Source organism: Ramlibacter sp. MMS24-I3-19 (assembly GCF_050320135.1).
Taxonomy (GTDB): Bacteria; Pseudomonadota; Gammaproteobacteria; order Burkholderiales; family Burkholderiaceae_C; genus Ramlibacter.
Genome location: NZ_CP190017.1, coordinates 2,454,089 through 2,478,106 on the forward strand (window position 1 = coordinate 2,454,089; position 24,018 = coordinate 2,478,106).

24 protein-coding genes and 1 pseudogene are annotated in these 24,018 nt (G+C 69.7%); 15 read left to right on the forward strand and 10 right to left on the reverse strand.

Translation table 11 applies throughout. The features are described 5' to 3' along the window. Nucleotides 1-114: 114 nt before the first annotated feature. Nucleotides 115-1,017 (reverse strand): LysR substrate-binding domain-containing protein, encoded by a 903-nt coding sequence (locus ACPWT1_RS12290; protein ID WP_427911472.1) that lies wholly within the window; start codon nt 1,015-1,017, stop codon nt 115-117. Nucleotides 1,018-1,156: 139 nt separating this feature from the next. On the opposite strand from ACPWT1_RS12290, the gene ACPWT1_RS12295 reads away from it, so the two are divergent. The 7 genes from ACPWT1_RS12295 (at nt 1,157) to ACPWT1_RS12325 (ending at nt 7,465) form a co-directional block, all read left to right on the forward strand. Then, nucleotides 1,157-1,906: an SDR family NAD(P)-dependent oxidoreductase gene (locus tag ACPWT1_RS12295; protein ID WP_427911473.1), complete on the forward strand. Its 750-nt coding sequence runs from the start codon at nt 1,157-1,159 to the stop codon at nt 1,904-1,906. Nucleotides 1,907-1,973: 67 nt separating this feature from the next. Further along, nucleotides 1,974-2,960, forward strand: a complete 987-nt coding sequence (locus tag ACPWT1_RS12300; protein ID WP_427911474.1) for a TRAP transporter substrate-binding protein — start codon at nt 1,974-1,976, stop codon at nt 2,958-2,960. A 46-nt stretch (nt 2,961-3,006) separates the two neighbouring features. Beyond that, nucleotides 3,007-3,528: a TRAP transporter small permease gene (locus ACPWT1_RS12305; RefSeq protein ID WP_427911475.1), complete on the forward strand. Its 522-nt coding sequence runs from the start codon at nt 3,007-3,009 to the stop codon at nt 3,526-3,528. 1 nt (nt 3,529) lies between these two features. Then, nucleotides 3,530-4,789 (forward strand): TRAP transporter large permease, encoded by a 1,260-nt coding sequence (locus ACPWT1_RS12310; protein ID WP_427911476.1) that lies wholly within the window; start codon nt 3,530-3,532, stop codon nt 4,787-4,789. Between the two features lie 8 nt (nt 4,790-4,797). Beyond that, entirely contained in the window at nt 4,798-5,619 is an 822-nt protein-coding gene (locus ACPWT1_RS12315) for a sugar phosphate isomerase/epimerase family protein (protein WP_427911477.1), read from the forward strand. A gap of 8 nt (nt 5,620-5,627) precedes the next feature. Further along, nucleotides 5,628-6,467: a transketolase gene (locus ACPWT1_RS12320; RefSeq protein ID WP_427911478.1), complete on the forward strand. Its 840-nt coding sequence runs from the start codon at nt 5,628-5,630 to the stop codon at nt 6,465-6,467. 41 nt (nt 6,468-6,508) lie between these two features. Beyond that, a complete protein-coding gene (locus ACPWT1_RS12325) occupies nt 6,509-7,465 on the forward strand; it encodes a transketolase family protein (protein ID WP_427915548.1) in 957 nt (318 codons plus the stop codon). A gap of 10 nt (nt 7,466-7,475) precedes the next feature. Here the strand turns inward: ACPWT1_RS12325 and ACPWT1_RS12330 are convergent, their stop codons facing one another. The 3 genes from ACPWT1_RS12330 to ACPWT1_RS12340 form a co-directional block, all read right to left on the reverse strand. Next, nucleotides 7,476-8,513, reverse strand: a complete 1,038-nt coding sequence (locus ACPWT1_RS12330) for a TAXI family TRAP transporter solute-binding subunit (protein WP_427911479.1) — start codon at nt 8,511-8,513, stop codon at nt 7,476-7,478. A 115-nt stretch (nt 8,514-8,628) separates the two neighbouring features. Further along, on the reverse strand, nt 8,629-9,213 hold the full coding sequence (locus tag ACPWT1_RS12335; RefSeq protein ID WP_427911480.1) for a hypothetical protein: 585 nt from the start codon (nt 9,211-9,213) through the stop codon (nt 8,629-8,631). Nucleotides 9,214-9,217: 4 nt separating this feature from the next. Further along, complete coding sequence (locus tag ACPWT1_RS12340; RefSeq protein WP_427911481.1) at nt 9,218-10,687, reverse strand: hypothetical protein; 1,470 nt, start codon at nt 10,685-10,687, stop codon at nt 9,218-9,220. Nucleotides 10,688-10,879: 192 nt separating this feature from the next. Here ACPWT1_RS12340 and ACPWT1_RS12345 point away from each other — a divergent pair, with 192 nt between their 5' ends. From ACPWT1_RS12345 to ACPWT1_RS12365, 5 genes are all read left to right on the forward strand, one after another. Continuing rightward, on the forward strand, nt 10,880-12,400 hold the full coding sequence (locus ACPWT1_RS12345; protein ID WP_427911482.1) for a M20/M25/M40 family metallo-hydrolase: 1,521 nt from the start codon (nt 10,880-10,882) through the stop codon (nt 12,398-12,400). A gap of 77 nt (nt 12,401-12,477) precedes the next feature. Then, nucleotides 12,478-13,548, forward strand: coding sequence for an isocitrate/isopropylmalate dehydrogenase family protein (locus ACPWT1_RS12350; protein WP_427911483.1), 1,071 nt, complete (start codon nt 12,478-12,480; stop codon nt 13,546-13,548). A 36-nt stretch (nt 13,549-13,584) separates the two neighbouring features. Beyond that, complete coding sequence (locus ACPWT1_RS12355; RefSeq protein ID WP_427915549.1) at nt 13,585-13,884, forward strand: antibiotic biosynthesis monooxygenase family protein; 300 nt, start codon at nt 13,585-13,587, stop codon at nt 13,882-13,884. A gap of 77 nt (nt 13,885-13,961) precedes the next feature. Beyond that, nucleotides 13,962-16,589, forward strand: coding sequence for an aconitate hydratase AcnA (gene acnA / locus ACPWT1_RS12360; protein WP_427911484.1), 2,628 nt, complete (start codon nt 13,962-13,964; stop codon nt 16,587-16,589). Between the two features lie 11 nt (nt 16,590-16,600). Further along, nucleotides 16,601-17,326, forward strand: coding sequence for an ABC transporter substrate-binding protein (locus tag ACPWT1_RS12365; RefSeq protein WP_427911485.1), 726 nt, complete (start codon nt 16,601-16,603; stop codon nt 17,324-17,326). A gap of 12 nt (nt 17,327-17,338) precedes the next feature. On the opposite strand, the gene ACPWT1_RS12370 is transcribed toward ACPWT1_RS12365, so the two are convergent. The 6 genes and pseudogenes from ACPWT1_RS12370 to ACPWT1_RS12395 form a co-directional block, all read right to left on the reverse strand. Next, the gene (locus tag ACPWT1_RS12370; protein WP_427911486.1) at nt 17,339-18,253 is read right to left on the reverse strand and encodes an FCD domain-containing protein; all 915 of its coding nucleotides are present in this window, start codon (nt 18,251-18,253) and stop codon (nt 17,339-17,341) included. 105 nt (nt 18,254-18,358) lie between these two features. Next, on the reverse strand, nt 18,359-18,865 hold the full coding sequence (locus tag ACPWT1_RS12375; RefSeq protein WP_427911487.1) for a hypothetical protein: 507 nt from the start codon (nt 18,863-18,865) through the stop codon (nt 18,359-18,361). Between the two features lie 9 nt (nt 18,866-18,874). Further along, nucleotides 18,875-19,252 carry a fluoride efflux transporter CrcB gene (crcB, locus tag ACPWT1_RS12380; RefSeq protein WP_427911488.1) on the reverse strand — a complete coding sequence of 126 codons (378 nt, stop codon included), beginning with the start codon at nt 19,250-19,252 and terminating at the stop codon, nt 18,875-18,877. 76 nt (nt 19,253-19,328) lie between these two features. Continuing rightward, nucleotides 19,329-20,314, reverse strand: a pseudogene (locus tag ACPWT1_RS12385) (tripartite tricarboxylate transporter substrate binding protein). Between the two features lie 41 nt (nt 20,315-20,355). Continuing rightward, complete coding sequence (locus ACPWT1_RS12390) at nt 20,356-21,390, reverse strand: hydroxyacid dehydrogenase (protein ID WP_427911489.1); 1,035 nt, start codon at nt 21,388-21,390, stop codon at nt 20,356-20,358. A 1-nt stretch (nt 21,391) separates the two neighbouring features. Then, nucleotides 21,392-22,069, reverse strand: a complete 678-nt coding sequence (locus tag ACPWT1_RS12395) for an RraA family protein (protein ID WP_427911490.1) — start codon at nt 22,067-22,069, stop codon at nt 21,392-21,394. A 148-nt stretch (nt 22,070-22,217) separates the two neighbouring features. Between ACPWT1_RS12395 and ACPWT1_RS12400 the strand changes: the two genes are divergently transcribed. Genes ACPWT1_RS12400 through ACPWT1_RS12410 form a run of 3 tightly spaced genes read left to right on the forward strand, consistent with a single transcriptional unit; the run spans nt 22,218 to nt 24,015 of the window. Beyond that, nucleotides 22,218-22,910, forward strand: coding sequence for a GntR family transcriptional regulator (locus tag ACPWT1_RS12400; protein ID WP_427911491.1), 693 nt, complete (start codon nt 22,218-22,220; stop codon nt 22,908-22,910). A gap of 17 nt (nt 22,911-22,927) precedes the next feature. Continuing rightward, entirely contained in the window at nt 22,928-23,689 is a 762-nt protein-coding gene (locus ACPWT1_RS12405; RefSeq protein ID WP_427911492.1) for an AzlC family ABC transporter permease, read from the forward strand. Further along, a complete protein-coding gene (locus ACPWT1_RS12410) occupies nt 23,686-24,015 on the forward strand; it encodes an AzlD domain-containing protein (RefSeq protein WP_427911493.1) in 330 nt (109 codons plus the stop codon). The genes ACPWT1_RS12405 and ACPWT1_RS12410 overlap by 4 nt, the downstream gene beginning before the upstream one ends. Nucleotides 24,016-24,018: the final 3 nt, after the last annotated feature.

Below are 24,018 nucleotides of genomic sequence, written 5' to 3' on the forward strand. Positions count from 1 at the left end.
GCTCGTGCGGGGCCCGGACCGGGCCGCCTGTCTCCTGTGGGTGGTCGCGCCGGATTCTTTCCACGGTGGCTCATGAAGACAAGCGACGAAATTTCAGCGATTCATGACATCCGCTCACTTGCGCCGGCGCGTCGCCGGCTTGCCGTGCGAGGCTTCCTCGCGCAGCCACGCCAGGAAGTTGACAACCTCGGGACGCGACGTGTGCCGGTCCGGGTAGACCGCGAAATGCGCCTTGACCTCCAGGCTCATGTCGCCGCTGAACACCGGCCGCAGCCGCCCGGACTCGATGTGCCCTTCGGCGATGGTGGTGCTCTCCAGCGCGACCCCCAGGCCCTGGACGGCGGCATCGAGGGTCATCATGGCCCGGTCGAAGCGCAGCGCGAAGCGCTCGGGCTGCTGCTTGCGCCCGTAGCGCGCGAACCATTCCGGCCACTGCACGACGCTGATCGTCGACTGGATCAGCGGCACCTCGAGCAGGTCCGCGGGCGTGCGGACGTGGTTGCGCTCGATGAACGCGGGACTGGCCAGCGGCGTGATGCGCTCGGTGAAGACCGGCTCGACCTGCAGGTTCGGCCAGTGCGGCACGCCGTAGCGGATGTCGATGTCCATCTGCCCGACCTGGAAGTCCGAGTGCAGGTGCGACGCCGACAGCACCAGCGAGATGCCGGGGTGGCGCGCCGCGAAGCGGCTGATGCGCGGCATCAGCCACAGGCTCGCGAAGCTCGGGCTCGAATGGACGTACAGCGTGTCCTGCACGCCCTGGCGCAGGTCGTCGGTGGCCGAATTGATCGCGCCCAGGGCGCCTGCCACGCGCTGCAGGTAGCTCTGGCCGGCGGGCGTGATGTCCACGCCCCGGGTAGAGCGCTCGAACAGGCGCACCCCCAGCAGCTCCTCCAGGCGCGCGACCTGGTGGCTGACCGCCGAGGGCGTCAGGTGCAGTTCGGCGGCGGCCAGCGAGAAGCTGCGGCGCCGGGCGATCGCCTCGAAGGCCTGCAGGGAGCTCAGGGGCGGGATCATGGCTGCATGAACGGGATTGGATGATCGCGCCGCAACATGACGCCGATTCACAAGTCGCTGAGATTTTATCGTTTGCGCGCAACCAGCCCGCTGTCGAGAATCCGCCGGACTTTTCCGCATTCCACACGAGGAGCAAGCGATGCTGTTGAAGGGCAAGGTGGCGGTGATCACGGGCGGGGCGGGCCTCAACGGCCTGGGCTTCGCCACCGCGAAGATGATGGCGGCGCACGGCGCCACCGTGGCGATCCTGGACCTCGCGCAGGCCAACCCGCAGGCCGCCGCGGACCGCCTCGGGCCCGGGCACCTGGGCCTGGTGGCCGACGTCACCGACAAGGCCTCGTGCGAAGCGGCTGCAGCGAAGGTCAAGGCCGCCAAGGGCCGCATCGACGTCCTGGTGAACAACGCCGGCATCACCCAGCCGGTGAAGTTCCTGGACATCACCGACGCCGACTACGACCGCATCCTCGACGTCAGCCTGCGCGGCACCCTGCATGCGTCGCAGGCGGTGCTGCCCACGATGGTGGAGCAGGGCAGCGGCGCCATCGTGTGCATCTCCTCGGTGTCGGCCCAGCGTGGCGGCGGCATCCTGGGCGGCCCGCACTACTCGGCGGCCAAGGCCGGCGTGCTGGGCCTGGCCCGCGCGATGGCGCGCGAGTTCGGCCCGAACGGCGTGCGCGTGAACTGCGTGACGCCGGGCCTGATCGCCACCGACATCAACAAGGGCAAGATCCCCGAGGACAAGCGCCAGTCGATCCTCGACGGCATCCCCCTCGGCCGCATCGGCGAGCCGGACGACGTGGCGGGCGTGGTGCTGTTCCTCGCCAGTGATCTCTCGAAGTACCTCACGGGCGTCACCGTCGACGTCAACGGCGGGATGTTGATCCACTGACGCTCGCCCCCGCGCGTTTCGCCAATGCCATGGCGCCGGCCGTGGCCATTCCTACAAAGGAGACACGATGAACTGCTTCCAGACCTTCCGCACGCTGCTGGCCGCCGCCCTGATGGGCGCGGTTTCGCTGGCCGGTGCGCAACCCGTCAAGCTCACGCTCGGCCACGGCGCGGCGCCGGGCAATCCGCGCCACGAGGCCGCCGTGAAGTTCGCCGAGACGGTCAAGGCGAAGACCAACGGGCGCATCGAGGTGCAGGTGGCGCATTCGGCCCAGCTCGGCGACGACGCGGCGATGGTGACGGCGCTGCGCTCGGGCACGCTGGACATGTCGGCCAACAGCCAGGGCGCGGTGTCCGCCGTGGTGCCGGAGTACGCGGCTCTCGGCCTGCCGTTCCTGTTCTCGGACGTGCAGAAGGCGTGGCAGCTGATGGATGGGCCCATCGGCAAGGAGCTCGCCGACAGGACGGCCGCCAAGGGCATGGTGCTGCTCGGTTTGTGGGACAACGGCATCCGCCACATGTCCAACAGCAAGCGGCCGATCAAGGCGCCGGCCGACCTCAAGGGACTGAAGATGCGCACGCCGCCCGATGCGGTCACCGTGGACATCATGCAGGCCCTGGGCGCGGATCCGCAGCAGATCAAGTTCTCCGAGCTGTACGTCGCGCTGCAGCAGGGTGTGGTGGACGGCCAGGAGAACCCGCTCACCAACATCGCGTCGGCCAAGCTCTACGAGGTGCAGAAGTACATCTCGCTCACCGGCCACAAGTACGAGTCGACCCCGTTCCTCATGAGCAAGCGGACGTGGGATCGCCTGAACGCGGCCGACCGCAAGGTGATCACCGAGGCCGCCGCCGAAGCCACGCAGCTGCAGCGCCGCCTGAACAAGGAAGCCGACGAGAAGCTGGTGTCCGAGCTCAAGTCCAAGGGCATCGAGATCGACACCGTGGACCGCGCCGCGTTCGTCGACGCCTCCAAGCCCGTCTACGCCAAGTGGACCTCGGGCCCGATCGGCGACTTCGCCAGCCGCGTCGTCAAGGCGACCGCCGCCCACTGAGCTCCCGTCCCGCGGGCCCGCTCATGGCGGGTCCTGGAGGTTCCGCATGAACACTCTCCTGCAGGCCGTCGACACGGCCATCGGCGCGGCCTGCCGCGTCGTGCTGTACCTCACGCTCTCGGTCGTCTTCGTGATCCTGAGCATCAACGTCGCCCTGCGGTATGCGGCCGGTTCCAGCCTCAGCTGGGCGTCGGAACTGCCGGAGCTGATGTTCCCCTGGATGATCATGGCCGGCGTGGTGCTCGCCGCGCAGCATGGCTCGCACATCGCGGTGGTGATCCTCACGCAGAAGCTCGGGCCGGCACGCCGCTGGGTGCTGGGCGCCGGCTCGCTGATCGTCGCCGCGCTGTACGCGTCGCTGGCCTGGGTGGCCTGGCCGCTGGCCGTCATCGCGCATGACGAGAAGACGCCGATGCTGCAGGTGCCGGGATCCGTCAGCGTGGGCTGCCTGGTGATCGGCTTCGCGCTGCTGTCAATCGTCACGTTGTGCCGGTTGCCGCAGCTGTGGCGCGAGGCGGGCGCCGCGCCGCGCGAGCAGGTGCTCGAAGCAGCCCCCCACGGAGCCTGACATGACCGGACTCATCATCGGCCTGTTCGTCATCGCCGCACTGGCGTCGATCCCGATTGCGCACGCGCTGGTCCTCGCCTCCGTCGGCGGACTGCTCATCATCGACCGCGTGCCGGTGCACCTGGTGGTGGAGCAGATGCTGTCGCAGACGCAGAGCTTCCCGCTGATCGCGATCCCGTTCTTCATGATGACCGGTGCGCTGATGGTCAGCGGCCGCCTGGGCCAGAGCCTGGTGAACCTGCTGACGATGATGATCGGCCGCGTGCACGGCGGGCCGGCGCAGGTCGGCGTGCTGTCGTCCACCATCTTCGGCGGCGTCTCCGGGTCCGCGGTGGCCGACGCCTCCGCGATCGGCTCGATGCTGATCCCGTGGCTGAAGAAGCTGGGCTACCCGGCGCCGTTCGCGGCCGGCACGCTGGCCGCGGCGGCCACCATCGACATCCTGATCCCGCCGTCGATCCCGATGATCGTCTACGCGCTGGTCTCCGGCGCCTCGATCGGCGCGCTGTTCGTGGCCGGCATCCTGCCCGGCCTGCTGATGTGCGCCGGCTTCATGGGCGTGTGCTACGTGCAGGGCCGGCGGCGCAACTTCCCGCGCGACACCACGCCGTTCCGCTGGGACGAGTTCGGCCGCCAGCTGGCGCACGCGGGTCCGGCGCTGGCGATGCCGGTGCTGATCGTGGTCTTCCTGCGCTTCGGCATCGCCACGCCCACCGAGGTGAGCGTGATGTCGACGCTGTACGCGATGGTGGTGTCGGCCGTGGTCTACCGCGACCTCACCATCGCCAAGCTCAAGGCGGCGGCCATCGAGGCCGGCATCTCCACCGGCGTGGTGCTGCTGATCATCATGGCGTCCAGCGTCGTGGGCTGGATCGTCACCTACGAGCAGCTGCCGGCGGCCTTCACCGTGTATGCCAAGGAGACGCTGCAGCAACCCTGGCTAATCATCCTGGCGATGAACCTCATCATGCTGGGCACGGCGATGTTCATCGACCTGCCGGCGGCGGTGCTGCTGCTCACGCCGATGTTCGTGCCGCTCGCCGCGGCGGTGGGCATGGACGCGATCCAGCTGGGCATCATGATGATCGTCAACCTGTCCATCGGCCTGTACCACCCGCCGATCGGCACCACGCTGTTCATCACCAGCTCGATCGCCAAGGTGCGCATCGGCGACGTGGTCAAGGAGCTGATCCCGTTCTACGTGGTCGCGATCGTGCTGCTGCTGGGATTCGCGTACCTGCCCTGGCTCACGCTGCACTGAGGTGACGCGTGGTCCCGCAGCGCATCGTGTCGGTGTCCACCGCGCCCTACGACGGCTACGAGCTGGCGCAGGCGCTGGACAGCATTGCGGCCAGCGAGGCGACGCATGCCGATCCGGCCTTTCTCTCCGGGGCTGCCTCGGCCGATGACGCGGCATTCGATGCGGGACGGGGGCGCCGCGTCGCGCGCTCGTTGCGGGACGCTGGCCTCGATGCGCACGCCGTCTACACCGAGATGGATCTCGGAGGCCCCGACGCACTGCGGCAACTGCAACGCCGCATCGATTTCGCCGCGGCCGCGGGTGCACGGCTGCTCGTGATCCCCGCGCCGCTGCGCGCCGACCACCGCCGCGCACTCGGGCACCTGCAGGACCTGGGCGCCCGCGCGGAGCAGCCGCCGGTCCACGTGCTGCTCACGCCGTCGCTCGCGGCAGGCGCGCAGGCACTGCCCGATGCGGCCGCGCTGGTGGAACGCTGCGCGCTGCCGTGGGTGGGCCTGAGCTTCTCCACCCTGCAGGCCACCGTGGCGCAACCCGGGTTGTCCGCGGCCGACCAGCTGGACGCGCTGCATCCCGAGTGCCGGCACCTGCAGCTGGCCGATGCCCGCCACGCGGACGGCTGGTTCTGCGTCGTGCCGGGGCAGGGGTCGGCGAATTGCGGCGCGGTGCTGCGCGCCCGCTCGGCGCGCGTCCTGCCGGTGAGCCTGCACCTTCCGCTGCGGCTGCACCGCACGCGCACGGGCGAGATCCGGCGCAGCCCCTACCGCGTCCCGCTGGCCGACATCGAGGCCGCGGTCGCCGCCGGCCTCGCGTTCATTTCCTCCATCCACTGAGAAGACACATGGCAAACCTCCAGGAGCTGGCCGACAAGGCCTACCGCATCCGTCGACTCGCGCTGCGCATGGGACAGGTGCAGGGCCAGGGCTACATCGGCCAGGCGCTGGGCGTGGCCGACATGCTGGCCGTCGCCTATGGCCACGCGATGAAGTACCGCGCCGCGGAGCCCGACTGGCCGGACCGCGACCGCTTCCTGCTCTCGCACGGGCACTACGCGATCGCGCTGTACGCCGCCCTCATCGACTCGGGCATCGTTCCCGAGTCCGAACTGGACACGTACGGCACGGACGACAGCCGGCTGCCGATGTCGGGCATGGCGACGTACACGCCGGGCATGGAGATCTCGGGCGGCTCGCTCGGCCAGGGCCTCTCCATCGGCGTCGGACTGGCGCTGGGGCTGCGGCACCGCGGCAGCGCGGCCATGGTCTACAACAGCATGTCCGATGGCGAGCTGGACGAGGGCTCCACGTGGGAGGCCGCGATGTCGGCGGCCCACCATGGCCTGTCGAACCTCGTGTGCATCGTCGACATCAACCGCATGCAGGCCGACGGCGCCTCGCACCAGGTCATGGGCTTCGAGCCGCTGGAGGACAAGTGGCGCGCCTTCGGCTGGCACACCCAGCGCATCGACGGCAACCGCCTCGCCGACGTGGTGCAGGCCTTCGATGCCGCGCGGCGGCACCAGGGCACGCAACCGCGCGTGATCCTGATGGACACGCTGATGGGGCGGGGCGTTCCCTTCCTCGAATCCCGCGAGAAGAACCATTTCATCCGCGTCGATACCGCCGAATGGGACACCGCCATCGGCATCCTCGACGAGCAGCACCGCGAGGCCGCACTGTGAACACGACCGCCACCCCCACCCGCCGGCTGACCACGTCGGCCATGATCGCCTCCATCGCCAGCGAAGGGCAGGCCACCACCACCGCCCCCTTCGGCAAGGCCCTTGTCGAACTGGCCAGCCAGCGCAGCGACGTCGTCGGCATGACGGCCGACCTGGCCAAGTACACCGACCTGCACCTGTTCGGGCAGGCCTTTCCGGAGCGCTTCTTCCAGATGGGCATGGCCGAGCAGAACCTGTTCGGCGCCGCCGGCGGCATGGCCAAGGCGGGCCTCACGCCTTTCGTGACCACCTACGCCGTGTTCGCCACCCGGCGCGCCTTCGACTTCATCCACCAGGTGATCGCCGAGGAGAAGCTCGACGTGAAGATCGCCTGCGCGCTGCCCGGCCTGACCACGGGCTACGGTCCCAGCCACCAGGCTTGCGAGGACCTCGCGCTGATGCGCGCGATCCCGAGCATGACCGTGCTGGACCCGTGCGACGCGGTGGACATCGAGCAGATGGTTCCCGCCGTCGCCGCGCACAAGGGACCGGTCTACATGCGCCTGTTGCGTGGCGCAGTGCCGCGCGTGCTGGATCGCTACGACTACCGCTTCCAGCTGGGCAAGGCGCAGCTGCTGCGCCCTGGCAGCGACGTGCTGTTCATCTCGACCGGCCTGCTGACCATGCGCGCGCTGGAGACCGCCGAGGCGTTGGCGGCCGACCGCATCCAGGCTGCCGTGCTGCACGTGCCGACGGTCAAGCCGCTGGACGTGCAGGCGATCCTGCGCGAATGCCAGGTGCCGGGCCGCCTGGTCGTCGTGGCCGAGAACCACAGCACCGTGGGCGGGCTGGGCGAGGCGGTGGCTGCCGAACTGATGCGGGCCCGCGTGTTCCCCGCGTTCCGCCAGATCGCGTTGCCCGACGCCTTCCTCGATGCCGGCGCGCTGCCGACGCTGCACGACCGCTACGGCATCTCGCCGCAGGCGATGGTGGCGTCGGTGAAGCAGTGGCTCGGGTGATCGCCGCGCGCTAGCGGCACAACCCCACGAACCGGTTCTGCGGGCTGCATGCGTTGGCCGGGGGCGGGGCGGGTTCCTGCGCTTCGCAACGGCTCAGGCGCTCCTTCACCCGTGTCGAGTATTGCCAGCCGGCGGCGAGGGCGGGCAGCGGCGAGCCCGGCTTCCAGGTCAGCGACTTCCACTTGGGATGGCCCCTGGCCTGGAGCTCGTCGAACTTGTCGCAGAAGCGGTCCGCCATGGTGGACACGAAGCGGTTGCGGTTCTGGTCGGAGAAGTTCGCGGTGATCAGGTACGAGTCCACCGACAGCGAGGGCTGGCTGGCGTCGGCGATGTTCAGCAAGGGGTAGCTCGCCTTCTGGATGTCGGCCTTGCGGTACTCCTGCAGCAGCCTTGCCGAGGTGGGGTGGTTCGGGTCGAACTTCAGCAGCTTCAGGTTGTCCGGGACATTCGCCGCCAGCAGCTTGAGCGGCTGCCCGCCCACCAGGACGATCACGTCCATCTTCGGGAAGTCCTTGTAGAACGCCGGATCGCTCAGCACCATCAATGCCGAACGCCGCGTCTTCGTTCCTTCGTCGTCGCCGGTCGCCGTGGGATTGATGAAGGGCGCCACGATCTGCGGCCGCTCGTTGAACATCTTGCTGTAGATGTTCAGGGCGGTGAGGTAGGTCCCGCTCTTCTCCGCATCCATCCAGATGCGCGCGCCCTTGATCTGGTGGATGTATTCGAGCGGGCTGTCCTTGCGCACGAGGAAGTGGATTTCCTCGCGGTACAGCGGCATGAACACGCGCAGGTTCGCGAGCAGGTACGCATACTGCCGCCGCGTCTCGCGCGGCACCTGCGGGTTGTCGCGCATGTAGACGAAGGCCTGGTACACGTCGGACTGCACGATGGCCAGTCCCACGCCTCGCGTCTGGCTCAGGTCCTCGACGTTCGCCCAGGACCCCTTCGAGTCCCGCACCTCCAGTTGCGGCGAGACGATCTCCTTGAGGTTGTTGCCGATCTGGTAGTAGGTGCCAGTCCTTCCGCCGGTGACGATGGTTTCCGCCACGGCCGGGACACCGCCGCCAGCAGGCCCGCGAACAGCAGCGCTTGTCGCATCCAGTGCGGCCAGGACCGGACCGCTCGCTTCGTTGCATGCATGGCGTCTCCTTGCGTGTGTCGGCTCATTGCGGGGTGCACAGCCCTGCCGCCTCGCTGGCGGCGGAGCAGAGCGATCGCCGCGGCGCGGGCGGCGCCGGTGACGGCGGCTGCTGTAGTGGCGGCCGCTGCGGCTCCGCGACCGGCGGCGCGACGGCGCCAGGTGCTCGCAGTTCGGCGGCTTGCGGCGCAACCACGCGACCGCCCGTGGTCAACGCTGGGAGATCCAGCAGCGCGATGACACCGGCCGCCAGCGCCGCGGCGATGGCGACGATGGGCTTCCACGGCAGCTTCCAGGCCAGGCTCGGCTCGTCGGCCAGCGGTCCTGCCGCCGTGGCGGGTTCGTGCTCCTGGACCGGTGGCACCGCCGCCTGCGGAGGCGCTGCGGGCCGCGCATCGGCACGTGGGTTCGCTGCCGCGACCGTGGACCGCTGTCCGCAATACGGGCAGTAGTCGACCTCGCCGAACCACGCGCGGCCGCACTGGCCGCAGTTCGGCTTGCTCTGCTGGATGGCAGCCGGCGTGCCCCTGGCGGCTTGCGTCGCCACGCCGATGCGGGTGCGCGGCTGCGGGTGGACCGGCACGCGTTCGGGTGCAGACAGGACGCTCATCGCACTACAGGGCCAGTTTCCAGCCGGGCGCTTGCGGCAGGTCGCGATGGGCCACCCAGAGATGCCCGTCGTGGACGAACAGTTGCGCAAGCCATGGCCTCGTCACCTCCAGCGTGGCGAACGGCACCGGCTGCCGGTCCGGCACCTCGACCTGCAGCACGGCGCGCTGCGGCTCGTCGTGATGCAACAGCGCAAGCGCCCCGTCCGGCGCAGCCATCCTGAGCCCGACCACGGCGCCGTCGTGCATCGACTCGAGCAAGGGCACCACGATCTCCGGAAATGCGTGATCGGCGATCGGCGCCGCGCGCCAGGGTTCGGCGTCGATGCGCGAGGTGCCGCCATAACAGGTCGACCCCGTGCACAGGCGCAGCGCGTCGATCGGCGTGGTCTCCGGCGCGGCCTTCGCCATCTGGACGTGCTCGAACCGGCCGTCCTCGCTGCTGCGGCACAACTGCCAGAACGTGCCGGTGTCCGAGCGCCAGGGGCAGCCCATCGCGAACACGGGCTCGAGCTGCGCGGGCCATGCGATCCACTCGCACTGCTTGTCGCCATCGGCGCCCAGCCGCAGCACCAGCTGGCCTTCGTCGCAGGGCCAGTTCACGTGCATGTCATCGAACACGGGCGCTTCGAAGCCGTGTCGCGGCACGGGTGCATGCGTCGGCACGACGATGTGCCTGCTCGTCCCGTGCGTGCTGGCCACCAGCTGGACCACGTCTCCTGGTCCGGGAACGGGCAGCCAGATGACGCCTGCCCATGCCACGGGACCGCCGATCGCGGGTCCTTGCCCGATGTGCTCGATGGCGTAACCCAACCCGATGACGTCCGGCGTGATCGCCGCAAGCCCGGCGATCGACGGGCAATAGGCGGTCGCGTGGCCCGGGGCCTGGACGAGCTCCATGCGCCAGCCCCGCGGATTCCGCAGTCCTTGCGCCCAGCTTGCGCCCGTCGTGCGACGCAATGCGATCCAGCGGTTCGATTCGGGCAGGAGCACGAGCAGCTCGCCCCGTTCGGGCTCGACGGCCAGCAGCGTCGGGCAGGCGACGCCGAACCTGTCGACGACCAACCGGTACTCACCCAGCGGCAGCGCCGGCAACGTGCGGTCCGGCCGCCCCTTCGCGGATCGTTCGCGCGCGTGCGCCAGTGCCAAGGGCAAGGGTGTTTGCCTCAAGCCGTGGTCCAGGGATTCCGCGCCGGGCAGCGCGGATGCGCCGAAGGGCGGCACCCACGGCGGGTCCAGCGTGAGGGTCACGCCCAGCGCCGCGCCGGTTTGCGGCGAGTAGTTGAACTCGACCGGAAACCAGTCGCCGCTGGCGGGCTCGCGGTTGGCCCCGGCCAGGCAGGCGACGTCGGCGGCGGAGAGCCTGGGGTCGACCACCGTCCCGTCCCGCATGGCGGCCAGGCGCCACGTCCCGGACACCAGGTCGCGATGCCACGTCCCCGAGTGGAGTTCCCACGGCTCTTCCTGTACTTCCACCGTTCGCCTCCTCGCGAGGCGGACCCATGAGGCAGCGTCCGCCGTGGGTTCATTTGACGCGCCGGACGCGACAGGTGGCCCGAGACAAACGTCCCGTCGTTGTCATGGGCGGCGCTCGTGTTGCTGGTTCAGCAGGAGCCGAAGCCCCTGCGCCCCCTGTGCGAAACTCGTCCGACCTTCGAAGTGCCACCCATGTTCAGACGCATCTTCCTGTCCGCCGTCCTCGCATCCCTCCTGCCCGCGGCCTTCGCCGAGGCGCCCACCACGCCGACTGCCGAGCAGTCCCTGCGCGCGGTGCAGGCCAGCTTCCCCGAGTACTTCGAGCTGCTGTCGATGCCGAACGACGCGGTCGTGCCGGCGGACGTGCAGAAGAACGCGCAGTGGCTCGAGGCCGCGTTCCGCAAGCGGGGCTTCACCACCAGGCAGCTGGCCAACGGCGACAAGCCGCTGGTGTTCGCGGAGCTGGGCAGCCAGCCGGCGCAGGGCAAGACCGTCCTGTTCTACATGCACTTCGACGGCCAGCCCGTGCTGCCGGAGCAGTGGGCCCAGAAGAGCCCTTGGCAGCCGGTCGTGAAGCAACGCAACGCAGCGGGCAAGTGGGACGTGGTCGACACCGCGAAGCTGCAGGCGACGCCGCTGGATCCCGAGCTGCGCGTGTTCGGCCGCTCCTCGTCGGATGACAAGGGCCCGATCATGATGTTCCTCACTGCCTTCGATGCGCTGAAGGCGGCGGGCATGCAGCCCAATGTCCGCGTGAAGGTGCTGCTGGACAGCGAGGAGGAGAAGGGCTCCCCCACCATCGGCCGCGTGGTGAAGCAGAACAAGGACCTGCTGAAGGCCGACGTGGTGCTGATCCACGACGGCCCGATGCACGCCAGCAACCGCAGCACGCTGATCTTCGGCAACCGCGGCAACACCATCGTCTCGCTCACCGTGTACGGGCCGAAGAGCCCGCTGCACAGCGGCCACTACGGCAACTTCATCGCGAACCCGGCGCAGCGCCTCGCGACGCTGCTGGCGTCGATGAAGGACGAGGACGGCCGCGTCACGATCCCCGGCTATTACGACCGCATCAAGCTCTCGGACGCGGACCGCAAGGTGCTGGCCTCGGTGCCGGACGACGAGGCCGCGATGCGCAAGCGCATCGGCGTGGCGAGTACGGAGAAGGTCGGTGCCAACTACCAGGAGGCGCTGCAGTACCCGTCGCTCAACATCCGCGGCATGCAGGCGGCGGCGATCGGCGACAAGGGCGCCAACATCGTCCCGCAGCAGGCCGTCGCCGAACTCGACCTGCGCACCACGCCCGAGACGCCGCCCGACTACCTGGTGAAGCTGATCGAGGACCATGTGCGCTCGCGTGGCTACTACGTGACGCAGCAGGCGCCCACCGATGCCGAGCGCGCGCAGCACGACAAGATCGCGTCGCTGGTGGTGGGCCGCGGCAGCAACGCCGCCTACACGCCGATGGATTCGCCGCAGGGCGCCTGGGCCTACGGCGCGCTGAAGCAGGCGAGCGGCGAAGAGCCCGTGCGCATCCGCATGATGGGCGGCAGCGTGCCGACCGACAAACTGGTCGATGAACTGGGCGTGCCGTTCCTCATCGTGCCGCTGGTGAACAGCGACAACAACCAGCACAGCTACGACGAGAACCTGCGCATCGGGCAGTATGTGAACGGTGTGAAGACGCTGCTCACGCTGCTGCGCACGCCCTGAGCACAGGCTGGCGCCGGGCCGCATTGGCCCCCGACGTCGTTTCGCCGAACACGGCAATCCAGCGTGAGGAAGCTCGCATGAAATTCCTGATCCTCCCAGGCGACGGCATCGGCCCCGAGATCGTCGCCTCCGCCGTCGACGTGCTGCAGGCGGCCGACCGCCGCTTCGGCCTGAACGTCACGCTCGACCATGAAGACGTCGGCTTCGTGAGCCTGAAGAAGCACGGCACGACACTGCGCGACGAAGTGCTGGAGAAAGCGCGCGGCTGCGACGGCGTGATCCTGGGCACGCAGTCGCACGCCGACTACCCCGCGCCGGAGAAAGGCGGCCGCAACATCTCGGCCGCCTTCCGCGTGCTGCTGGACCTGTACGCGAACGTGCGGCCCGCGCGCACCCGCGAGTTCCTGCCGTCCAACATGCGGCCAGGCAAGCGCATGGACCTGGTCATCATGCGGGAGGCCACGGAGGGCTTCTATCCGGACCGCAACATGACGCGCGGCTGGGGCGAGATGATGCCCAGCCCCGACATGGCGATCTCGGTGCGCAAGATCACGCGCCACTGCAGCGAGCGCATCGCGCGTCGCGCGTTCGAGCTGGCGATGACCCGCCGCAAGAAGGTGACGGCCATCCACAAGGCCAACAGCTTCCACATGACGGACGGCCTGTTCCTGGAATGCGCGCGCAAGGTCGCGAAGGACTTCCCGGAGGTGGCATTCGAGGACATGCTGGTGGATGCGTCCACCGCCCACCTGGTGCGCAACCCGGAGCGGTTCGACGTCCTGGTGGCGGAGAACTTCTACGGCGACATCCTGTCGGACATGGCCAGCGAACTCTCCGGCAGCCTCGGCCTGGCGGGCTCGGTCATGGCCGGCGACGACCTCTGCTGCGCACAGGCCCAGCACGGCTCGGCCCCCGACATCGCCAACCAGGACAAGGCCAATCCCACCTCGATGATCCTGTCCGTCGCGATGCTGCTCGAGTGGATCGGCGACAAGCGCGGCAACGCGGCGTTCAGCGCCGCCGGCCAGGCCATGCATGCCGCGGTGGAGACGGTGCTCGCGAATCCCGAGACGCGCACCGCCGACATCGGCGGCCGCATCGGAACGAAAGCCTTCAGCCAGGCCGTTGTCGCCGCGCTCGCCAGGTAATCTCGTGGACCAACACAACTTCAAGGCCGAATGATCATGATCGTCGAGATCGCAGACATCCGCACCCGTCCCGAGGACAAGGCCGCCTTCGCCGAGGCGATCACGCGCGCGGCTGCCACCGTGCTGTCGAAGGCGGGTGGCTACCGGCGCCACACCATCCTGGCGTGCCAGGAGACCCCGGGCCGCTTCATCCTGCACGTCGAGTGGGAGACGCTCGAGGCGCACACCGTCGGCTTCCGGCAGTCGCCGGCGTTCGCCGAGTGGCGCGCGATCATCGGCCCCTTCTTTGCGCAGCCGCCGCACGTGGAGCACTTCGACGTGGTGGCTTCCACCTGAGGCAATCCCTTCCGTGGAGGGCACCCGGGGGTTCCCTGTGCATTGCACTTTGATGTTGATAAGTGCAAAATGCGCGGATGACGCCCGGTGGTTCCCCCGCGGTCGGCCTGATCGACCTCGGCGGCGCGACCTTCTCCTTCATCGACCTGCCATCGCAGTTCGGCCCCCGACTGGGGCAGCTGCCCGTGGTGCTGCGCATCCTGCTGGAGAACGTCGCGCGCAACATGGATGGCGCGGAAAGGTCGCAGGCGATCGAAGCCCTGTTTGCCTGGTTGGCCACCGGCCGCAGCGAGGCCGAGATCGCCTTCCAACCGGGCCGCGTGCTGATGCACGACACCACCAGCACCCCGGCACTGGTGGACATCGCCGCGATGCGCGACGCCATCGCGGAAGCCGGCGGTGACCCGACACACCTGAATCCCACGCTGCCGGTCGACGTCTCCGTCGACCACTCGCTGGCCGTCGAGGCATACGCGCGGCCGGACGCCGCGGTCGTGAACCTGCAGCACGAGATGCGGCGCAACGCGGAGCGCTACCGCTTCCTGCGCTGGGCGGCGCAGGAGCTGCGCAACGTGCGCATCCATCCGCCGGGCACGGGGATCATGCACACCATCAACCTCGAGCAGCTCGCGACGGTGGTCACCACCGAGGAGCGGGAAGGGCGCCACTGGCTGGTGCCCGACACCATGATCGGCACCGACAGCCACACGCCGATGGTCAACGGCCTCGGCGTGCTGGGCTGGGGCGTCGGCGGGCTGGAAGCGCAGACGGTGATGTTCGGGATGCCGACCATGCTGCGCATCCCGGAGGTCACCGGCGTGCGGCTGGTGGGCGCGCTGGCCGCGGGCGCGCAGGCCACCGATCTCGCGCTGACTGTCACCGCGCGGCTGCGCGACCTGGACGTCACGGGCGAGTTCGTCGAGTTCTTCGGCCCCGGCGTGGCCACGCTCACGGCCGGTGATCGTGCGGTCGTGGCGAACATGGCGCCGGAGTACGGCGCGACCACGGGCTTCTTCCCCGTCGATGCACAGACGCTGCGCTACCTGCGCGAGACCGGCCGGCCGCCCCAAGCCATCGCGCGCGTCGAGGCCTACTGCCGTGCCGCGGGCCTCTGGTTCGATGCCGAGGCCACGCCCTGCTACACGCGCACGCTCGAGATCGACCTCGGCGCGATCGGCCTGCACGTGGCCGGCCCGCGGCGGCCGCAGGACCTGCTCGATGTCGGCGACACGGCAAAGGTCCTGCAGGCCGAGGGCTTCCATCCGCGCGCACCCTCCGACATGCCGCGCCATCCGGTGGCCATCGCTGCCATCACCAGCTGCACCAACACCTCGGACCCGCGCCTGCTGGTCGCGGCGGGGCTGGTCGCGCGCAATGCACGCAAGCTGGGGCTGCAAGCGCCGGCGTGGGTGAAGACCTCCCTCGCACCCGGATCACCTGCTGCGGTGTCGTACCTGCGCCGCTCGGGGCTGCTCGATGACCTGGAGGCGATCGGCTTCGGCATCGTCGGCCACGGCTGCACCACCTGCATCGGCAATCCCGGACCATTGACCGATCCCATCCAGGAGGCGCAATCGGCGGGCGTCGCGAAGGGTGTCGCGATCCTGTCCGGCAACCGCAACTTCCCGGGCCGCGTGCATCCGGACCTCGAGCTGAGCTTCATCATGTCGCCGGCGCTGGTGGTCGCGTTCGGGCTCGCGGGCGACGCCGAGCGCAACCTGCGTGAGCAGCCGGTGCAGCGGACCGCGAATGGCAGCCCGGTGTTCCTGGCAGACCTGTGGCCCTCGCGCGAGGAGGTCGACGCCCACGTGCAGGCGGCGCTCGCGGCCGATGACTTCGCCCGTGACTTCGCGGTGGCCAGCGGCAATCCGCTGTGGAAGGCCCTGCAGGCGCCGCAGGGCGCGCGCTTCCCCTGGGACCCGCGCTCGAACGCGCTGCGGCGGCCGCCCTTCGCGGCCGCCAGCGAAGGCTCGCTGCTGGGCCGCTTCAGCGCGTACCCGCTGCTCGTGCTCGGCGACGACGTCACCACCGACCACATCTCGCCGGCCAGCGCGATCCCGCGCGACAGCCTGGTCGCCGATTACCTGGTGGCGCGTGGCGATCCGCGCGACGACCTCAACGTGTTCGCCTCGCGCCGTGGCAACTGGGAAGTGATGGTGCGCGCTGCCTTCCACAACAAGACGCTTCGCAATTTGCTGTGTCCGGGCGTTCCGGTGGCCCACACGCTGCATGTGCCGAGCCACGAGGTGCAGCCGATCTGGGAAGTGGCCGACCGGTACCGGGCCGCGGGCGAGTCGGTCGTCGTGGTGGCCGGCGAGCGCTACGGCATGGGCTCGTCGCGCGACTGGGCCGCGAAGGGCCAGCGCCTGCTGGGCATCCGCGCGGTGCTGGCCTGCAGCTTCGAGCGCATCCACCGCTCCAACCTGATCGGCATGGGCATCCTCCCGCTGCGGCTGCCGGCCGGCGTGAATCCCACGACGCTGGCGATCCGGCCCGGCGACCGCATCGAGATCGATGCGGGTGCCGAGGCGCTGCGACCGCGCGTGGCGATTCCGGTGCGCATCGTGCGCAGCGACGGCGGCGTGCAGGCCTTCGACGCCGCGGCCGCGGTCGAGACGGCGCTCGACGTCGAGCTGCTGCGCGTCGGCGGCGTGATGCCGTCCATCCTTCGCAAGACCCTCGCCACCGACCCGGTGGCCGCCTGACAATCGACGCCATGGCATCCCTGCACCACCTGGCTGCGGAAGCGGCACCCGGCGGCAAGCTGCGGCTCTCGATCAACGTGGGCAACCCGATCCTCGCGCGCCGCAGCGACGACGGCGCGGCTGGCGTCTCGGTGGACCTCGGTCGCGAATTCGCGCAGCGGCTCGGCGTGCCGGTGGAACTGGTCGTCGTGCCCTCGGCCGGCGAGTCGGTCGACCTGGTGCGCAGCCGGGCCGCGGACCTCGGCTTCTTCGCCATCGATCCGAAGCGCTCGGAGGGCATCGCGTTCACCGCGCCGTACGTGCTGATCGAGGGCGCCTATCTCGTCAAGGACGCATCGCCGCTGCGCAGCAACGACGAAGTGGACCGGCCGGCCCACCGCGTCGTGGTGGGGAAGGGCAGTGCCTACGACCTGTTCCTCACGCGCGAGCTGAAGCAGGCCTCGATCGAACGCGCGCCGACGTCGCCCTCGGTGGTCGACCATTTCATGCAATGCGGCGCCGAAGTCGCGGCCGGTGTGAAGCAGCAGCTGGAAGCCGACGCCGCGCGACTGGGTGGCCTGCGCCTGCTGCCCGGGCGTTTCATGGTGATCCAGCAGGCGACCGGCGTGCCGGACGATCGCAAGGCGACCGCAACTGCACTGCGCGCCTTCATCGAAGAGATGAAGGCCAGCGGCTTCGTCGCCGCGGCGCTGGGCCGCCACGGCATTCACGGCGCGAGCGTCGCGCCCGCAGCGTGATCCGCTGACCGCTCAGGCCGTGCGCTCGGCCGAGCGACGCAGCAGCCGGGTGAGCTTCTCCATGTTGCGCAGCGTGGCCGACAGGTGCTCGCGCAGGGCGTCCGCGGCCTCGGCCTGGCGGTGCTGTTCCAGGAGATCGAGGATGGCCAGGTGCTGTTCGCAGTGCTGGCGGTACCGCTTGCGGTCCTGCGTCGAGCGGTACGACAGCAGCCGGCGCACGCGGTTCACGCGCCGGATCGCGTCGATGAAGAACGGATTGCCCGAACCCTCCACCAGCGCCTCGTGGAAGCGCACACCGCGGTCGTGGATCTGGTCGGCGGTGTCGGTCTTGATGCCGCCCTTGAGCAGGTGCTCCTCGGCCGCGCGGCAGCGCGCAAGCACGTCAGGTGCGATGCGGTAGCCGGGCTCCAGCAACGCCGCCGGCTCCAGCGCCAGGCGCAGCCGGTACGACTGCAGCAGGCTCTCCGGGGTGGTGAGCATGGGCGAGAACTCCCAGCCGTAGCCGGGCTTCTTCTGCACCCAGCCTTCCTGCGCCATGCGGTGCAGCAGCGCCTGCAGCTGCGCGCTCGTGAGCCCGTAGCGTTGCTTCAGCAGGCTCTCGCTGAAGGTGTCGGGCAGCAATCCCTGCAGCCGGTCCTCGGCGACGCGGAAGTACACGCCGCTGATCGAGCCGCCTTCGTCCAGGCCCAGGCTCTCGGCCAGCTGCGCCGCCGGCAGTTCGATCTCCTGCGCGAGGAAGTAGCCGCGATTCGGTTCGCGGTGCAGCAGCCCCTTCTCGTGCAGCACGCCCAGCGCCTGGTTCACCGGCGAGCGCGAGACCCGCAGGCCGTCGGCCAGCATCTGCGCGGGCAGGTGGCTACCCGGCGGCAGTCCCTTCTCCCGGATGAATTCCAGGATGCGGGCGGGGACGGAGAGGTCGACGTTCATGGCGCGGGCGGGACGGTGTGCGTTGGAACCGCAAGCACGATAGCGCAACGTGGTGTGGTGCCCGCTGCGTGAACGCAGAGCCGCCCGGGGGCGTGCCGCGGACGCCTAGAGCTCGCTCGCGTCCTTCAGGACCCGCTGCTTGATCACGAGGCGCACCTGGCCTGCCGGCGTCGGGCTCGCCAGCTGCAGGTAAGCATCGAAGTCCTGCGTCGACCAGCTGGCGTACGCCCCTTCCGGGTCAGCGACTGCGAGCTCGGCACCCCATGCAGCACGCGCCCACGCAAGGAGGGCCGCATACGCCGCCGGGCCACGGCCGCGGGCCAGGTACTCGACTCTCCGCAGCTGGCCATCGGCGAAGAAGTACGTCGGCGAAACCGCGAGGCCGGCCAGGTCGATGGCAGGTCCCGACCAGCTTCCGACCAGGCCGCCGCCCAGGCGAGCGGGATGCGGCACACGCTTCAAGGCGGGCCCGGTGCGTTGCAGCTCGGGCACCGTCATGCCCAGCGCCGATCCACCTGGAAGCAGGGGCTCCGCGGCTGCAGCAGCGATGGGCAGCAGGACGGCCGCGATCGCGGCGACGGACCACCGCAGGCAGTGGGGCAGGGCGATCAAGCGGGGGTGCTACGCGACGGCGGCACGCACCGCGTGCATGCCGATGAAGAATCCAGCGACACCCAGCATGACCGATCCGAGGGCGTAGGCGATCGCCAGGGTTGTCTCGCCGCGGGCCTGCAGCAATCCGGTTTCCAGCGAGAAGGTGGAGAAGGTGGTGTAGCCCCCCAGGATGCCCGTGGCGACGAAGAGCCGCAGCTGCGACGGCATGCCGATCTTCAGTGCGGCCAGTTCGACGACCACGCCCATGAGCAGCGAGCCCGAGACGTTGATCGCCATCGTGCCCCAGGGGTAGTCGGTGCCCCAGAGGCTCAGGGCGATGCCGTTGAACCAGTGCCGCAGCATGGCGCCCAGGCCGCCGCCGGCGAACACGAGCAGGTAGTCCATCAAGAGCCTGTCCCAGTCGAAGTTGGCGGACTGTACCTGCCTCAGGCGTCGAGGCGGCCGATGCGGCGCGTCCGGGTTACTTCTCGCCCCAGGGCATCACCTGCCACAGCTGCCTGAAGTTCGCCTCGGTGTCCTTCAGTTCGGCCGCATAGGCCTGCGGCTCGAGGTAGCGCAGGGGAGCGTAGTAGCTGGCCGCCCTGGCCTGGAACTCCGGATCGTCCACGGTCTTCTTCAGGGCGGAGACCAGCTGCTCACGCACCGGGGCCGGCAGGCCCTTCGGCGCGGCGAAGCCACGCAGCGACGCCATGATGATGTCGTAGCCCTGCTCGCGGAACGTGGGCACGTTGGGGGCGACGTTGGTCCGCGACGCGCTCATCTGGCCCAGCTGGCGAAGCTGGTTGCCACCCTTCACCGCGGCCAGGGCCTCGCCGATGTTCATGACCGCGATCGTGATCTGCTTGCCCATCACGGCATTCAGCACCTCGGCGGCACCCTTGAACGGCACGTGGTTCATCTTGATCCCGGTCGCCTTCTCGAGTTGCAGCGCCGCGAGATGGTCATCCGAGCCGACGCCGGTCGTGCCGTAGCTCACCTCGCCAGGATGCGCTTTCGCGTACGCGACGAGATCCTTGAGCGTCTGGAACTGGCTGTCCGCCCGCACGGAGATGTTGTCCGGATCGTCCACCACGTTGCCCAGCAGGTCGAAGTCGTGCCAGTGGTAGTTGGTCTTGCGCTCGATCGGGCTGGTCAGCACGTTGGGCGTGTTGATCATGCCGATCGTGTAGCCGTCGGCCGGGACCGCGCGATTTCGGAGAAACCGATCGCGCCACCAGCGCCAGGCCGGTTCACCACGACGATGCTGGCGTTGTTGCCCAGGTACTTGGCCATGTACTGCGCGGCCAGGCGGGCGATCATGTCGCTGCCGCCGCCAGGGGCGTAGGCCACGACCATCTTGATCGGCTGTTCCGGGTAGGCCGCGAGCGCCAGGCCGGGCGCGGCCGCGACGGCGGACAGCACGAGGGCCGGCAGGAAGCGGCGCAGGAGCGAGGTGATGCGTTGCATGTCGGTTGTCTCCTTGGGTTTCTCTTGTGGTGATCGGTGGGTCAGCGAAGGATCTGCGCGCGCCGCTTCTCGTAGGCGGCCCACGCTTCCGGATTGACCAGGCGGGGCGGCCGCTCGCCCGCCAGCAGGCCGGCGATCTGCTCGGCCGCGATGGTGGCGACATTGCGCCGCGCCTCGTGCGTCACGCCGGCGGTGTGGAAGGTGGCGAACACGTTGTCCATCGCCAGCAGTGGATGGTCCAGCGGAGGTGGTTCCTGGTCCCAAACGTCGAGGCCTGCGCCGGCCAGGTGGCCCGAGCGCAGCGCCTGCACCAGCGCGGCTTCGTCGTGGATGCCGCCGCGCGCGGTGCTGATGAAGATCGCGCCCTTCTTCATCTGTGCGAAGGTGTCGGCGTTCATCATCTTCATGGTGCTGGCGTCACGCGGGCAATGCAGCGACACGATGTCCGACTGCGCCAGCAACTCGGGCAGCGACACCGATTTCGCGCCGCGGCGTGCGATCTCCTCGGCGGACAGCAACGGGTCGGTGGCCAGCACCTGCATGCCGAAGGCCTGCGCCAGGCGCGCGACGCGCGAGCCGGTGTGGCCGATGCCCACCAGGCCCAGCGTCTTGCCGCCGATCTCGTGGCCCATCACGTCCTCGCGCGAGAAGCCGCGCTCGCGCCGCATGCGCCGGTCGCTCTCCAGCATCCGGCGCGACACGCCCAGCATGAGGCCGAGGGCGTGCTCGGCCACCGAGGGCGCATTGCCGCCGGCCTGGTTGACGACGATCACGCCCGCGGCGGTGCAAGCGGCGACGTCCACGGTGTCGTAGCCCGCGCCGCTGGACGACACGCACAGCAGCTGCGGACAGCGTGCGAGCAGGTCGGCGCGCGCGAACCATTCCTGCGGCAGTTCGTCCTTCGCAGCGGACACGTGGTAGACGTGCGCGGCCGAGAGCTGGTCCCACGCGGCGGCAGGGTTGCCGCGGATCGGGAACACGCCCACGGACACGCCGGGCTCGCGCTTCAGGCGGGCGTCGAACGCGCCGTCGATCCAGACGTCCGAGCGCACCACGCGCTTCTGGGTGCCCGCCATGTCAGAGCGGCTCCGTGTTGCAGCCGATGCGCTTGAGCGTCACGTCGATCCACGAGGTGTCGAGCTTGCCCGCCGCGATGTCGGCCAGCATCTTCTTCTCGGCCTCCATCTTCTTGTGCGTGGCGGCCAGCACTTCCTCGGCCTTGTCGAACGGGATGCACAGCAGGCCGTCCCGATCGCCGACCACCAGGTCGCCGGGTTCGATCACCATGCCGTCGATGGCGATCGGCACGTTGATCTCGCCGGGGCCGTCCTTGTAGGGGCCGCGGTGAGTGATGCCCGCGGCGTACAGCGGGAACGTGCCCTGGCCGATCTCCTCGGAGTCGCGCACGGCGCCGTTCAGCACGATGCCGGCCAGGCCCTTGGCCACCGACGTCGCCACCATGATCTCGCCAAACAGCGAGTTCGTGAGGTCGCCGCCGGCGTCGACCACGATCACGTCGCCGGGCTGCGCCATCGTCAGCGCCTTGTGGATCATCAGGTTGTCCCCGGGGCGGCACTTCGCCGTGAGCGCGGGGCCGGCAAGGTAGCCGCTCTTGTGCATCGGCCGCAGGCGCGGGCCGCCGGCCGTCATGCGCGTCATGCAGTCGCTGATGTTGGCGACGGGCAGGCCCTTGAAGGCCTGGACGAGGCGGTCCGGCACCTGGCGCGTCCGCTTGAGGATCTGGAGTCCGACCATTGGCGTGTCCCTTCTGTGTGGTGGATGGCAGCGGGTCGCAATGTACAATGAAAAAACAATCTGGCCACCTGATGCCCTTTCGGCTGGGCCTGTACGCAGAGCGCCTTCGGAAGATTCCGTCCGCCTGAAATACAAACCAGGAACAAACTTGGCCGTCGCCTCCGACAAGGCTTATGAGCTCCTGAAGCAGCGCGTGATCGCCGGCACCTATGCGCCCGGCGCGCAGCTGAAGGAGGAGCACATCGCGCGCGAGCTGGCCATCAGCCGCACGCCGATCCGCGCCGCGCTCAAGCGCCTGGTGCAGGACGGCCTGGCCAGCGCCGATGCGGGCCGCGGCGTGCGGGTCTCCGAATGGACCGAAGCCGACATCGAGGAGACGTACCGGCTGCGCAGCCTGCTCGAGGGCCACGCGGCCGAACTGGCCACCCGCCGCGGCGGCGTCGCGCTGGCGGACCGGCTGGACGATCTCAACGCGCGCATGGGGCGCGCCATCGCGAAGAAGGGCGGCGCGACGGCGGGACAGCTGCAGGAGATCAACGCCCAGTTCCACCGGGCGATCCTGGAGGCGAGCGGCTCGCCGCGGCTGCGCGCCATGCTGGCCGGCCTGATCGACATGCCGGTGGTGATCCGCTCGTACTTCATCAGCACCCCGCAGGACCTGCTGCAAAGCCTGCAGCACCACCGCGACCTCGCGGCGGCCGTGCGCGCGGGCGATGCCGACCTCGCGCGCCAGGCGATGCAGCTGCACCTGCGCGTGGCCGCGCACCGGTTCAGGCAGCGCCGCAGCGAATTCAGCGGCACCCAGTGGCCGGGCGCGGCACCCGCGCGGCGCGCGCGTTGACAAGGCGGCGCCTCGCCATGCAGTTGTCGGTGGGGGAGCGGCTGGCGCGGATGGGCGCCGCAGCGATCGACGTCACACGGCGACCGACGTTCCGCGAGGGCGTGCGCGACTGCGTGCCGATGGCCATCGGCATCTCGGCCTGGGGCCTCGTGGCGGGCGTGGCGATGGGCAAGAGCGACCTGGGCGTCGCGCTCGCCATCCTGATGTCGGTGCTGGTCTCGGCCGGTTCGTCGCAGCTGGCGGTGCTGCCCCTCATCGCGTCCGATGCGCCGATGTGGGTGGTGTGGCTCACCGTCGCGTGCGTCAACCTGCGCTTCCTGGTGTTCAGCTACCAGTACCGGCCTTACTTCCTGCACCTGCCGCGCGGCAAGCGGGTGGTGCTCGCCTACTTCATGGGCGACACCCTGTTCGGCATCTTCCTGCGCCGCTATCCCGAGCCGCGGCCCGAGCCGGGCCAGGTCGACTACTTCTGGGGCGCGGGCCTGGTCACCTATGGCGCCTGGCAGGCATCGGTCCTCGCAGGCATCCTCGGTGGCAATCTCATCCCGCCCGAATGGGGCATCGGCTTCGCCGGCACCATGGCGCTGCTGGCGCTGGCCTGCAGCCAGCTGCGCAGCGCGGAGACCTGGATGGCGGCTGCGATGGCGTCGTGCGCCGCCGTCGCGGCGTATGCCCTGCCGCTGCGATTGAACATCGTGGCCGCGATTGCCGCGGCGATCGCCGCCGGTGTCGTGGCCGAGCGGGTGCGTGCGGCCACCAAGCGCCGAACCTTGCCATGAACACCATCGAGACCCTGGTCACCATCGTCGGCATGGGCGCCGTGACGCTGCTGTGCCGCGCGTTCTTCCTGCTGCCGCAGGCGGAGTTGCCGATGCCGCGCTGGCTGCGCGAGGGACTGCGCTACGCGCCGGTGGCTGCGCTGGCCGCGGTGGTCGCGCCCGAGGTGGTGATGACGCAGGGCCACCTGGTCCACACCCTGCGCGATGCGCGCATCTTCGGCGCCATCGCCGGCCTGGCCGTCTACCTGTGGCGGCAGGACCTGCTGGCCACCATCGTGGGCGGTACCGCAGTGATGCTGGTGCTGCGGTTCGGACTGGGGTGGTGACGC